Origin of the sequence: Hymenobacter siberiensis (assembly GCF_018967865.2) — a bacterium.
Classification (GTDB): Bacteria; Bacteroidota; Bacteroidia; order Cytophagales; family Hymenobacteraceae; genus Hymenobacter; species Hymenobacter siberiensis.
Genome location: NZ_JAHLZY020000001.1, coordinates 3,549,063 through 3,561,567, shown reverse-complemented (window position 1 = coordinate 3,561,567; position 12,505 = coordinate 3,549,063). Strand labels below are relative to the sequence as shown.

The 12,505-nt window shown below is 62.3% G+C and carries 13 protein-coding genes and 2 pseudogenes; 12 read left to right on the top strand and 3 right to left on the bottom strand.

Annotation, left to right across the window (positions count from 1 at the left end):
- Positions 1 to 66: 66 nt before the first annotated feature.
- Positions 67 to 1,572: a tellurite resistance TerB C-terminal domain-containing protein gene (locus KQ659_RS15730; RefSeq protein ID WP_216688236.1), complete on the bottom strand. Its 1,506-nt coding sequence runs from the start codon at positions 1,570 to 1,572 to the stop codon at positions 67 to 69.
- A gap of 244 nt (positions 1,573 to 1,816) precedes the next feature.
- Here KQ659_RS15730 and KQ659_RS15725 point away from each other — a divergent pair, with 244 nt between their 5' ends.
- The 9 genes and pseudogenes from KQ659_RS15725 (at position 1,817) to KQ659_RS15685 (ending at position 8,067) form a co-directional block, all read left to right on the top strand.
- Positions 1,817 to 2,509 carry a thiamine pyrophosphate-binding protein gene (locus tag KQ659_RS15725; RefSeq protein WP_216688237.1) on the top strand — a complete coding sequence of 231 codons (693 nt, stop codon included), beginning with the start codon at positions 1,817 to 1,819 and terminating at the stop codon, positions 2,507 to 2,509.
- Positions 2,510 to 2,604: 95 nt separating this feature from the next.
- A complete protein-coding gene (locus tag KQ659_RS15720) occupies positions 2,605 to 3,438 on the top strand; it encodes a transglutaminase-like domain-containing protein (protein ID WP_168671879.1) in 834 nt (277 codons plus the stop codon).
- A 225-nt stretch (positions 3,439 to 3,663) separates the two neighbouring features.
- Positions 3,664 to 4,599, top strand: coding sequence for an aldo/keto reductase (locus tag KQ659_RS15715; protein WP_216688238.1), 936 nt, complete (start codon positions 3,664 to 3,666; stop codon positions 4,597 to 4,599).
- Entirely contained in the window at positions 4,524 to 4,703 is a 180-nt protein-coding gene (locus KQ659_RS15710) for a hypothetical protein (RefSeq protein ID WP_226930006.1), read from the top strand. Before KQ659_RS15715 ends, KQ659_RS15710 begins: the two co-directional genes overlap by 76 nt.
- 99 nt (positions 4,704 to 4,802) lie before the next feature.
- Positions 4,803 to 5,800 (top strand): annotated as a pseudogene (locus tag KQ659_RS15705) (aldo/keto reductase).
- Between the two features lie 201 nt (positions 5,801 to 6,001).
- Entirely contained in the window at positions 6,002 to 6,394 is a 393-nt protein-coding gene (locus KQ659_RS15700) for an alpha/beta hydrolase (RefSeq protein ID WP_216688240.1), read from the top strand.
- A gap of 41 nt (positions 6,395 to 6,435) precedes the next feature.
- A pseudogene (locus KQ659_RS22145) lies at positions 6,436 to 7,160 on the top strand (IS5 family transposase); the annotation flags it as partial.
- A gap of 83 nt (positions 7,161 to 7,243) precedes the next feature.
- Positions 7,244 to 7,738, top strand: a complete 495-nt coding sequence (locus KQ659_RS15690; RefSeq protein ID WP_216688241.1) for an alpha/beta hydrolase family protein — start codon at positions 7,244 to 7,246, stop codon at positions 7,736 to 7,738.
- 59 nt (positions 7,739 to 7,797) lie between these two features.
- Complete coding sequence (locus KQ659_RS15685) at positions 7,798 to 8,067, top strand: hypothetical protein (RefSeq protein ID WP_216688242.1); 270 nt, start codon at positions 7,798 to 7,800, stop codon at positions 8,065 to 8,067.
- 63 nt (positions 8,068 to 8,130) lie between these two features.
- On the opposite strand, the gene KQ659_RS15680 is transcribed toward KQ659_RS15685, so the two are convergent.
- Together KQ659_RS15680 and KQ659_RS15675 are read right to left on the bottom strand one after the other, a co-directional pair.
- On the bottom strand, positions 8,131 to 8,712 hold the full coding sequence (locus KQ659_RS15680; protein ID WP_216680198.1) for a redoxin domain-containing protein: 582 nt from the start codon (positions 8,710 to 8,712) through the stop codon (positions 8,131 to 8,133).
- A 43-nt stretch (positions 8,713 to 8,755) separates the two neighbouring features.
- The gene (locus tag KQ659_RS15675; protein WP_216686142.1) at positions 8,756 to 9,436 is read right to left on the bottom strand and encodes a 4'-phosphopantetheinyl transferase superfamily protein; all 681 of its coding nucleotides are present in this window, start codon (positions 9,434 to 9,436) and stop codon (positions 8,756 to 8,758) included.
- 189 nt (positions 9,437 to 9,625) lie between these two features.
- Here KQ659_RS15675 and KQ659_RS15670 point away from each other — a divergent pair, with 189 nt between their 5' ends.
- From KQ659_RS15670 to folB, 3 genes are all read left to right on the top strand, one after another.
- Positions 9,626 to 10,561 carry a WD40 repeat domain-containing protein gene (locus KQ659_RS15670; protein WP_216680200.1) on the top strand — a complete coding sequence of 312 codons (936 nt, stop codon included), beginning with the start codon at positions 9,626 to 9,628 and terminating at the stop codon, positions 10,559 to 10,561.
- Between the two features lie 98 nt (positions 10,562 to 10,659).
- Positions 10,660 to 11,745, top strand: a complete 1,086-nt coding sequence (locus KQ659_RS15665) for a DivIVA domain-containing protein (protein WP_216680201.1) — start codon at positions 10,660 to 10,662, stop codon at positions 11,743 to 11,745.
- A gap of 215 nt (positions 11,746 to 11,960) precedes the next feature.
- A complete protein-coding gene (folB, locus tag KQ659_RS15660) occupies positions 11,961 to 12,329 on the top strand; it encodes a dihydroneopterin aldolase (RefSeq protein WP_216680202.1) in 369 nt (122 codons plus the stop codon).
- Positions 12,330 to 12,505 lie beyond the last annotated feature (176 nt).

Sequence of the window (12,505 nt, the reverse complement as noted above, 5' to 3'; positions counted from 1 at the left end):
TTAACCGGTTATCTTCTGGAAAAATGTTTACCACTCCCGAATTGTACAAATCCCCGAGGCATTAAATTAACCGGTTATCTTCTGGAAATACGGCTCGTAGATTGTGTAGCCGTCGCCGGTTTCCTCCACCAGCACGTCATCGAGCAGCTCGTAGCAGGTGTCATTCAGGCCGTCGATGAGTTGGTGGCGCAACGTGCCGTGGCTTTTGGCAAACGCCTCTGCTTTGGCCTGCGATAAAGTGAGCTGATGGGCTGCAAAGAGTTGCAAAAGCGCCTGTTGCGGCGCGCTCAGGCCCAAGCCGCTGGCGAAGCTGCCAGCGGTGGGCGTGGCGGGGGATTTACTGGGTTTTTTGGCTGATTGACTGGTTTTTATGGTTTTGGCCGGAGCGGTGGTTTTGGCCGGTTTGGCCGGTTTGCCTGGCGGCGTGGGCGTATCCTGCAGGTACTCGTTTAGTAGCTCCACGGTGCCGGCGTGCTGGTCGCGGGCGGCGTGAATGGCGGTTTTATCCAGCTCGATTTTCCGGCGCTTCACCTCATACACGGTGGGTACTTTGGCCAGCGCCTCATCCAGCTTTTTATAGAAAGCCAGCTCATTGGCGATAACCTGAAACCGCTCGGCCTGCTCCGGCAGCGGAAACAGCTGTTTGTGCAAGTTTTTAGGCAGCGGTTTGCCAACACGAAAAAGGGCCTGGGTGGTGTGCAGGTAGCGCAGGTAGTAGCCGAGCGCCGCCTCGCGGTGCGTAGCTGCCAGCCGCTTGGTTGTTTCCCAAAGAAGCAGGTCGAGGGAGGGGTTTTGCGCGTTGCGGGCGGCCAGCGTAGTCAGGGCCTTGAGTAGGGCCGGGGTCTTGGCCGCCAGTTGGTGCAGGAGCTGCTCCAGCTCGGTTTTCCAGCGACTGGTATTCTGTCTGTTGAGCAGTAGTTCAGTAGCATGGTCGGGCGCGGGCACCAGGGCCAGCAGCGGCGGCAGCAGCTCAAGTACCCGCCGCCCCAGCACCTCCTGAAACACGGGCTCTAGCTCGGCCAAAGCGCCGGTAAAGAGGCCGCCTACCTTGCGCTTGTGGCCCAGTTTTATCCGCGCAGCGTTTTCGCACAGCCGAAAAATGGCCAGGTACGCATCGGCCCCGGTTTTGGGTGGGGTGTAGTACCAGGCGGTGCTGGCGTAGTAGCGCAGGGATTTGGTGCGGCTGTCCAGCGTTTTCACCGTTTGGGCCAGGGTGCTGCCCTTGGCTTTGAGCTGCTGCTCCAGCAGCGGCAGCACGGCCAGGTAGAGCCGCACCGTGGCTGCGCGGCCCGCCTCAATGTCCAGAAACGTGTTGGCCGGCAGCGGAAAGCGGTTGAGCCAGCTGATTTGCTTGGGCGTGAGGGCCAGCTTGTCTTTATAAAGCTTGCCCAGGCTGGGCGGCTCGTAATCGTAAAATTGATGAACGGTGGAGGTTCTGGGTGGGGTTGGGGCGGCCGTCCAGATGTCGGCAATCTCCTTGCGCATGGCTTCTTTCAGGTGCAGAAACAGGCCCGTTACGTCAATAATGGAGTCGTCGTCATTGTTGTTGGAAGCGGGGCGTTTAGAAGACATGGGCAGGGCAAAGCATTGAGCGACAAAGGAATAGGAACAGGTTGCAGCGAAATCGGATTGAGCTGGAAGGCTTGCCCGATGAAGAAGCCCGTCGCTGCTGCGGAAAATGCACTCAATACCCCACATGTTGCGACAGGCGAACCGCTGGATGAAGCACAGGCGCTAAATTACCAATAGAATGCCCCGCCAATACTGCCAACCCATCTTTCTTCTGCATAGCCCCCAGACCCAACCGCCGAAAGCTATGTCCAAAAAATCCGTAGCTGAAATCATCGTCGATACCCTCGTAGCCGCCGGCGTCAAGCGCGTTTTTGGCGTGGTGGGCGATTCCCTCAACGGCATCAGCGACAACATTCGGGGCCGTGCCGACATCGAATTCATCGCCGTGCGGCACGAGGAAGGCGGGGCCTTCGCGGCCGGCGCGGAGGCCCACCTCACCGGCGACCTCGCCGTGTGTGCCGGCTCCTGCGGGCCGGGCAACACCCACCTCATCAACGGCCTGTTCGACTGCCACCGCAGCCGCGTGTCGGTGCTGGCCCTCGCCGCCCAGATTCCGAGCGTGGAAATCGGGACCGGCTACTTTCAGGAAACCCATCCCGAGCGGCTGTTCCGCGAATGCAGCCACTTCTGCGAGTTGATTTCGGTGCCCGAGCAGGCCGTGCACACCATTGAAAGTGCCGTGGCGGCGGCGCTGGGGCTGCGCGGCGTGGCCGTGGTCGTCTTTCCCGGCGACGTGGCTTACCTCGAAGCCGAAGCCCCCGAAGTACGGCTGCCCACCCTGGGCCGCCGCAGCTTGTTGCGTCCTTCGGAAGCCGATATTCAGCAAGCGGCTGCATTGTTGAACGCGGGTAGCAAGGTGACCATGATGGCCGGTATTGGCTGCGCCGAAGCCCACGCCGAGCTGCTGGAAATGGCCAAAACAAACTTGTTCCGTTAGGGACGGGGCCTGCCCCTGCCCATCGTTGAAACCCAAAAGGCCCTGTTACGTGTTAAATTCGCCCCCCCAACCCTAGCGGTGGCCGTTTCGCATCCATGACCAACAAAGAAATCAAAGCCCTTATCTCGCTGCTCGACGACCCGGAAATCGCGCCGCAAATCCAGGACAAAATTCAGAACCTGGGCGAGAGCATCATTCCCTTTCTGGAGGAGTCGTGGGAAGAAACTCTGGACAGCCAGCAGCAGCAGCGACTGGAGGATTTGATTCACCACCTGCAGTTTGAGGGCCTGCAGCAGCGCCTCAAAGTGTGGCGCGAAGCCGGTGCCACCGACCTGCTCGAAGGCATGTGGCTGCTGAATACCTATCAATACCCTGATGCCGACTACCAGGCCCTGAATCGCGCCATCGAGCAGCTCCGCTTCGAAACCTGGACTGCCCTGCGCCCCGAAATGCACCCCGCCGACCAAGTGCAAACCCTGAATTTCGTGATGTTCCGGCAGCATAAGTTCGCGGCCAACACCCAGCATTTCCACTCGCCGGCCAACTCCATGCTCCAGCGTGTGATTGAAACCAAGCGCGGCAACCCGCTCACGCTCTGCGTGATTTACCTGCTGGTGGCCCAGCGGCTGGATTTGCCGGTTTTTGGGGTGAACCTGCCCAACCTGTTCGTGCTCACCTTTCGGCCCGAGCTGCCGGGGGCCGAGCCGTTCTACATCAACTGCTACAACCGGGGCCTGGTGCTTTCGCGCACCGATATCGAGCACTACGTGGCCCAGCTTAACATCACGCCCAACCCCATTTTTTTCGAGCCCTGCTCGCACCTCGACATTGTGCGCCGCGCCATGCGCAACCTGCAAATGAGCTTCGAACGCTTGCAGGAGCCGGTGAAAGCGGCTGAGGTGGCGTTGCTGCTGAGCATTCTGGAGTAGCAGGAGATTTTCGTAGGGTGCGGGGCTTGCCCCCGCCCGTCGTTGAACGGCCTCCACATGAACCATTCAACGACGGGCGGGGGCAAGCCCCGAACCCTACTTCGTTTTGTGTTGTAGAAACGGCGGTTTGTATAGCCCAGACCGCTCGGGCCAAGGTGACCTTAGCGGGATGCTGGCTGTTCCAGTAGCTGAAGCAGCTCCGCTTCGGCAGTAGGTCTATTCCTGATGAAAATCACCGATTTTCGCACCCTGCGCCGCTCCGGCCTGGTGGTAAGCCCGCTGGCGCTGGGCACCATGACGTTTGGCACCCCGCGCTGGGGCTCGGGTGACGACGTGTCCGAAGCCGTTTTCAATGCTTACGTGGATGCCGGCAGCAACTTCGTGGACACTGCCGATGTGTATTCGGGCGGGCAGAGCGAGGAAATGCTGGGCCTCTACATTGCTGGCCGCCACCTGCGCGACCAAGTGGTGCTGGCCACCAAGTTCAGCTTCGGCGGGCAGGCCGGCAACCCCAACTTGGGCGGCAACGGCCGCAAAAACATTCACCGCGCCCTGGAGGGCTCGCTGCGCCGCCTCAAAACCGACTACGCCGACCTCTACTGGCTGCACGCCTACGACGGCGTGACGCCCGTGGAGGAAACGCTGCAAACCCTCGGCGACCTGGTGCGGGCCGGCCGCATCCGCTACTTCGCCTTCAGCAACGTGCCGGCCTGGTATGCCACCAAAGCCGCTACGCTGGCCCCCGCCCACGGCGTGCCCGACCCCATTGCCCTGCAAATGGAATACTCCCTGGTGGCGCGCTCCATCGAGCGGGAGCACGTGCCCGCCGCCCTGAATTTGGGGCTGGGCATCACGCCTTGGAACCCGCTGGCGGCCGGTTTTCTGGCCAGGAAGTACGAGCGGGAAGGTGCCGGGGCCAGCGGCGAAGGCCGCCTCACCGGTCCCAATTCCTTCGGCAACATGAAATTCACCGACCACAACTGGCAGGTGCTGGAAGCCCTGCGGCCGGTGGCGGCCGACTTGGGCCGGCCGCTGGCGCAGGTGGCGCTGGCGTGGCGGCCCAGCCGGGCATCACCTCGCTCATTGTGGGGGCCAGCAAGGTGGCGCAGCTGCACGACAGCCTGGTGGCGCTCGATATTCAGCTCAGCCCCGCGCAGCTGAAGACCTTGGACGATGCCAGCATTCTCGACCCGTTTCAGGACCGGATTTGGCCCATGCTGAAGCGCGTCGTATTTGGCGGCGGCAGCGTGCAGGGCTGGCAGTAGCCGCGTTTTGTGTTGCAGAAGCGGGGTTTTGTGTAGGTCCGTCGGCGTAGGCGGGCCGGATCTTTGAGGTATCAAAACCTCATCAAAATCAACCCCCTAATGACAACTGAAATCAAACGCGTAGCCCTCGGCAGCCAGGGCCTGGAAGTGCCCGTGGAAGGCCTGGGCTGCATGGGCATGACGGCCGCTGGCAACGGCATGAGCATGTATGGCGAGGCCGACGAAGCCGAGAGCCTGGCCACCCTGCACCGCGCCCTGGAGCTGGGCATCAACCTGCTCGACACCGCCGACCTCTACGGCCCCATGCTGAACGAGCGGCTGGTGGCCAAAGTGCTGCCCGGCCGCCGGGCCGACGTTATTCTGGCCACCAAATTCGGCTTCGAGGTGAGCGACGATGAGCAGTTCACCGGCAAGCTCAACGGCCGACCCGACTACGCCCGCAAGTCCATCGAACGCTCGCTGCGCAACCTGGGCACCGACTACATCGACCTCTACTACCTGCATCGCCTCGACCCCAATACGCCTATTGAGGACAGCGTGGGCATGATGAGCCGCTTCGTGGAAGAAGGCAAAGTGCGCTTCCTGGGCCTGAGCGAGGTGTCGCCCGACATCCTGCGTCGGGCCCACGCCGTGCACCCCATCACGGCCCTGCAAACCGAGTATTCGCTCTTCGATAGGGGCGTGGAGGAAAGCGGCAGCCTGCACGCCGCCCGCACCCTGGGCATCGGTTTCGTGGGCTATTCGCCGATGGGTCGGGGCTTTTGTCGGGCGACATCAAAACCCCCGACGACTTTGAGCCCAACGACTCGCGCCGCTGGTTCCCGCGTTACCAGGGCGAAAACTTCTACAAAAACCTGGCCCTGGTGGAAAAGCTGGAAGCCCTGGCCCAAACCAAGGGCGTAACCACCGCGCAGCTGGCCTTGGCCTGGGTGCTGGCGCAGAGCGTGGTGGCCATCCCCGGCACCAAGCGCCGCAAGTATCTGGAGTTGAACGTGGCCGCCGCCGGTATAGCGCTGAGTCCGTCGGAATTAGCTGAACTGGAGGCTATGATGCCGGTGGGTAGTCCGGTGGGCGCGGCGTATCCGGCGGGCTTTTAGGCGAAGCGAAAAGGGGAATTGCCAAACATTAAGAACGTCATGCTGAGTGGAGCCGAAGCATCTCTACCGCGCAACGCAATCCAATCTGCCCAACCAAGTGGGTGAGATGCTTCGACAAGCTCAGTATGATATGCGTGGGCTGCTTGGGTTTCTGCAACCACGCTAGCCCCTAAGTTTACCCTTTCGCCAACCCCTTCAACCATGCCCAATTTCGTAGGCTGCCGTACCCTGGAAATCACGGATGAGGCGCTGGGCCTCACCTTCCCGCTGCTGGTGCTGTACCCCAGCAGTACCCCCGGCCGGCCCGAAGCCATTGGGCCCTATACCCTCGATGTGGCCTTGGATGCGCCCATCAACCCCGGCCCGTTGCCGGTGGTGCTGGTTTCGCACGGCACTGGCGGTTCGCCGCTCACGCACCGGCTGCTGGCGCACTACCTGGCCCGCCACGGCTTTGTGGTGGGCCTGCCGCGCCACCACGCCAACCATTGCGACGACAACGCCTGGCATAACACGGCCGATAACCTCGTGGCCCGGCCGCGCCACCTCAGCCTAGAGCGTGAGGACAATTACCTTTGCTTTGGCAATCGTTTATAACGAAGAAATTATTTATGAGAAGACATGAGATTAGCGATGCTCAATGGCTGGCGGTGAGTCCCCTTTTGTCGGGTAAAGCCACGGATTGCGGGGTAACGGGCAAAGACAACCGCTTGTTTTTCAACGCGGTCGTGTGGATAATGCGCACCGGTTGCCCGTGGGCCGACCTGCCCGAACGCTTCGGCAAATTCAACACCGTGTGCAAGCGCTTCCGGCGCATGGCGACCAAAGGGGTTTGGGAGCGGGCCTTCCAGGCCCTGCAAGCCCCCGAACTGGACTGGGTCATGCTCGATTCGACCGTCGTGCGGGCGCACCAGCATTCAGCGGGCCAAAAAAAAGTAACGCCGCCACCGAGTGCCTCGGACGCAGCCGCGGGGGCATCGGCACCAAAATTCACGCCTGCGTGGAGTCGCTGGGCAACGCCGTGCGGCTGATTGCGACCGAAGGCCAGGCGGGCGACAGCCCGCAGGCGCTGCCCTTGCTGGCGGACCTGCAGCCGGGCAAAGTGCTGGCCGACACGGCTTACGACAGCGACGCAACCCGCGCCTATTGCACCGAAAGGGGCATCGAAGCCGTCATTCCCAGCCATCCCAACCGGGTAGAACCCTTGGCAATGGACGAAGAAACCTACCGCGACCGCAACAAAGTCGAGCGCTTTTTTGGCCGCCTCAAGCAATACCGCCGCCTGGCCACCCGCTACGAAAAAACCGCCGTTTCCTTCCTCGCCTTTTGGTATATTGGTGCTACGCTAGATTGGCTTAGATAAATAAATAAATCTTTTATTGTCCTCACGCTCTAGCCATTGATGGGCTGCTGGCGGAATTCGGGGCGGCGCTGCGGCCCGATTGGGTGGCGCTGATTGGGCACTCGCTGGGCGGCTACACGGCGCTGGCGCTGGCTGGCGGCCTGCCGGGCTCGCTCCCCCACGAACACGCCGACGGCACGCCGCAGCCTATTCCCGTAGTGCCCGATGCGCGAGTGCGGGCGCTGGTATTGCTGGCCCCGGCCACCGTGTGGTACCGGGCGGCGGCAGCCCTGCGCAACATACGGGTGCCCATCCTGCTGCTGACGGGCGAAAAAGACGAGTGGACCCCCGATTTCCACGCCCAAATCGTGCTCAATGGTGTGGCCGACCGCCGGCGGGTGCAGCACCGCAACGTCGAAAACGCGGGCCATTATTCCTTTCTCAGTCCATTTCCGGCGGCCCGAACGGGCCCGGCCTTTCCGCCCTCACAGGACCCACCGGGGTTCGACCGGGCGCAGTTTCAAGGGGAGCTGCAGGCGGAGATTCTGAAATTTCTCGCGCAGCACCTGGCGCGGGCCGCTGCGGAGTACCGGCAGTAATAGCGTCGTGGTTTATCATCCTTCGCAAGCTTTGGATGACAAAAGTTAAAAACAAACGCATGAAACCGCCGCCTCCCGAAATCCGCGTGCTGCATACCGTGACGGACTACGCCCGCTTCTGCGGGCTGCCCGCGCTGGCCCACCCGCTGCTCACTGTCATCGACCTGGAGCAAAACCGTGGCAACGTGCTGCCCGACAAGCTGATGCCCGTGGTGCAGCACTTCTACAGCGTGTGGCTGAAGAAGAACCTCCGGGGTAAGGTGCACTACGGCCGCCTTCCGGTTTTCGGCGCAGTAGCCTTCCGTTTGAGCTATGAGGCTTGTGTGTGAATAAACAGGAACGTCATGCCGATCTGCCTCGGCGGCGCTCGGCATGACGTTCTGCTGAACCGATTACCGCTTAATCAGGCAGCCGGCGGCGCGCTTGTCGGCTACGCCACTGGGGCGGCCGGCCAGTACGTTGTCGAGCACCTGCTTCAGGTAATGCTGCTGCACGCTGCCGGCCACCTGCGGGTTGTCGTCGATGGCACCGCGGTAGCGGATGGCGAAGCCCTTGCCGGCGGGCTCCAGCACTACGGCCTCGGCGGTTTTGGTTACGCCCAGCAGGCCGGCCACCTGCTGGCTGGCATCGGTGAGGGTGGGCAGCTCGACCTCGCCGGGGGCGGCGGTACCGGGCGCATCGAGGTTGATGGGCACGTTGATGAACAGGAACTGCACGCCCCGGCCCCGGTAGGCGCTGCTGAGCAAGGCCAGCCGCTCCTGATAGAGGCGCGAAAATGCGCAGGCCGGGTTCAGAAACACCACCACCACGGCCTTGTCCTTGGCGTAGCTTTTCAGGGCGACGTCGGCATTGGCGGCAGTTTTCAGGGTGAAATCGGTGACGGTGCCGCCGGCCTGGGCGCGGGCCACGCCCACGGCGAGCGAAATGGCCAGCAGGGTTACGGCGGTGAGAATAGAGATTCGGCGAAAAGACATGGCGGTAAGGTAAGGCAAAACGGCGCGGGCTACTGCTTGGCGGCTACCCGGCCGGTTCGTGGCAGTACGTGAGCACGTAGCCGGGTGCGGGTTGGGTATAGCAAATGCGGTGCCGGGTCTGGGCCCCGTCCAGCACTAACGTAGCGGGGATTTCGCCGGATTTAGCCGCGCTAAATTCGTGAAGCAGCAGCTGTTGGCGGAAAATGATGCCGCGCCGGGCCGCCAGCTTATACAGGGCTTCTTTGGCGCTCCAGAGCAGGGTGTAATGGGCATCCGCTGCGGCCATAGGGGTGGCGCGGGCGTGGGCCCACTCGTTTTCGGCCAGAAATTTTCCGGCCAGCCGCTGGGCCTTGTCGCGAATGAACTCAATATCGACCCCGGCCCGGCCATCCTGGGCCAGCAGGGCCGCCGCCCACTCGCCGGAGTGCGACAGCGAAACCACCGTATCGGCGGGCGCGCCGGCCAGCCAGGGTCGGCCGGTGGCATCGTTGCGCACCACGGTTTCGGGCGCTACGGGCGTGGGCAATTCGTTGAATAGCGCGTGGGCCAGCCGGCGGCCGGCCAGCCACTGCGCCTGGCGTTTGGGGTCGGCGGTGGCGGGCAGCAGCGGCTGGTAGGTGGCAGCGTTGGGCAGCCCGGCCCAGAGCTCGGCAGGCGTTTCGGTGAGGTGCCAGAGGCCCAGCACGGCAGTAGGGGAGAGGCGCTGGAGGGAGTGCAGGGGCATTGTGGGGGCGGGAAGTGGGGAGCGGGAGCAACTGTCATCCTGAGCTTGCGAATGACCTTATTACGTCAGAACATTTCGCAGCAAATCAATCGGCGCAAACGTGATAAGGTCCTTCGCTGCGCTCAGGATGATAGTTAGGATGACAAAGTGGCCCTACTTCCAAACAAAGCTACCTTTGCGCCACCCGTTATGCCCGAAATCTTCCGCCCGCCCGTTACCCGAATAGCCACCCTTGCCGGCCACCGCGATGCCGTGTACGCTCTCACGGGTGGCTCCGGCAGCCACGTTTACTCCGGTAGCGCCGATGGCATGGTGGTGGGCTGGGATGCCGCCGAGCCCGCCCGCGATGGCGAGCTGCTGGCCCGCGTGCAGAACTCGGTGTACGCCCTGCGCCACCTGCCAGCGCTGGGCTTGCTGGTGCTGGGACACAACTTCCAGGGCATTCAGGCCATCGATTTAGCGAAGAAAGAGTTGGTTCACGCCACGGCCTTGCCGCCGGTGGCCATCTTCGAAATAGTGTTTTCCGAGAGCCGGCAGCGCCTGTACGCGGGGCTGGGCGACGGCACGCTGGCCGTGCTGCGCCTGCCCGATTTCCGCCTCGAAAAGCTGCTGCGCCTCGCCGATAAAAGCCTGCGCACGCTGGTGCTGCACGAGGGCCGGGGCGAGCTGGTCGTGGGCAGCTCCGACCACCTCATCCGTGTGCTCGACCTCGACTCGCTTGAAACCAAATACACCCTCGGCGAAAGCACCAACTCGGTGTTTTCGGTGGCCTTTTCGCCCGATGGCGCGCACCTGCTCACGGCCGGCCGCGATGCCCAGATTCGGCGCTGGGACGTGGCCGCCGGCTACGCCCTGCTGGACACCGTGCCGGCCCATATGTACACCATCAACCACTTGGCTTTTAGCTCCGATGGCCGTTACCTGGCCTCGTGCAGCCTCGATAAGAGCATCAAGCTCTGGGACGCGGCCACCCTCACGCTGCTGCGCGTGCTCGACCGCGCCCGCGCCGCCGGGCACGGCACCTCGGTGAACCGCTTGGTTTGGCCGGGCACCGAAAACCGGCTAGTTTCGTGTAGCGACGACCGCAGCCTGGCCGTTTGGCAATTGGAAGCTGTTAGCCAATAGCTGTCAGATTCCTCGAAATAATAGGCTCATTCTACGATTGCCGCGCACCTGCCACCACAGCTAATAGCTAGCAGCTAAAAGCTAACAGCTAAAGAAAGATGAAACTCACCGCCCTCGATATCCGTCAGAAAACGTTTGAAAAATCCTTCCGGGGGATTGACCGCGACGAGGTGCAGGCATTCCTGACCACCGTGTCGCAGCAATGGGAACGCATGGGCGACGAAAACCGCGAGCTGCGCCTCAAGCTGGAGCACGCCCAGCACGACGTGCAGAAGATGCGCGAAGTGGAAAGCAGCCTCTACCGCACCCTCAAAACAGCCGAGGACACCGGCAACAACATCACCGAGCAGGCCCAGCGCGATGCCGACCTGCGCATCCGCGAAGCCCAGTTTCAGGCCGAAGGCATCCTCAGCGAAGCCCGCCAGCGTGCCCGCGAAGTGGTGGACGGCGCCTACCAGCAGGCCGAAAAAACGGTGTCTGACATGCAGCGCGAAGTAGGCGGCCTGGGCCAGGAGTGCCAGCGGCTTGAGCAGCAGCTTGATGGCCTCGTGCGCGACCTGCACCACCTCGCCTCCGATGCACTCGACAAGGTGGAGAAAGCCCGCAACCGGCCCAAGGGCGGCGCGGCGGCCATCCTTTCGCGCGCGGTCCGCGTACAGGTAGAGCGGCCCAAGGAAGCCGCCGCCGAACCCACGCCCGAAACCCCTGCCGCCATGCAAGTCACTTCTTCATCCGCCGTTTCGCCCGCTGCCGCCGTGGCGGCGGCCACACCCGCATCGTTTGCCCCCGGCAACTTTGGCCGCGCCGAGGAAACCCTGGAGCGCGCCGCCCAAACCACCGGCTACAACCCCAAGCCCGGCCAGCAGCCCAACCCCGGCGCGCCCGCCGAAGCCCCGCGCCCCGACATCGAGCGCCCCAGCGCGCCCGCCGAAAACCCCGGCATCGCGCCTGCTCCGCACGTCGACCCGCCCGCGCCCGCGCAGGTGCCCGAGCCCAACCCGCCCTACGTGCAGCCCACCGCGCCCGACATTCAGCCCGTAACGCCCAACTACCCCGAAATCAACCAGCCTTCGCCCGTAACGCACCCCGGCCAGCCTGGCATGGTAGCTATTGCCGCCCCGGCTCAGGCCGCTGCGCCAGTGGAAGTAGCCGTAGCGGAGAAGTCGTTCTTCGATGAAATCTAGACCGCAGATTTAACGGATTTGACGGATTATTAGGATTCAGCTGCCTCATAAAACCTTATAAAAGAAGAAAGCCTGCCTTCGTGGTGGGCTTTCTTCTTTTATAAGGTTTTATGAGGCAACCTTTGTAGCGTCGCTTTCGCAGCGTAGCCGGGGCTTCGGTCGCTTGCCGCTCCGCGAATTGTGCTCACTATTTCCCCACCTCACCATTTTACCTCATGGGCCAGATTGCACTCGAAGGCATGGAGTTTTTTGCTTTCCACGGCTACTATGATGAAGAGCAGAAAATCGGCAATAAGTACGGCGTCGACCTCTACATCAAAACCGATTTGCTGGCCGCCGGCGAGTCCGATAAGCTGCAGCAGACGGTGAACTACGAAATTCTCTACCGCCTCGTGGCCGAGGAAATGCGCGCCCCCGCCCGCCTGCTGGAGCACGTAGCCCACCGCGTGCTCGACCGCATCACGGCCGAGCTGCCGCACGTGCGCAAGGTGAAAGTCAGCGTGAGCAAGTTCAATCCGCCGCTGGGCGGCATCTGCCACCGCGCCCGCGTCACGCTCACGAAGCGCCGGGAGAAGCAGCAGTAGCCATCTAAGCGTGTATAGGGGCGCAGGCAGCCCTTTGCTTCTTCCGCTGAACTGCCGTAAAAGCAGAAATATTCACCTTCTTGAATAAAATTTATTGCCCTTGAAATCAAGGGTTTATATTGGATTGCAGATTAAGTACGAAGTATTTCGTAGTCAAATCTTGTAACTACGAATGT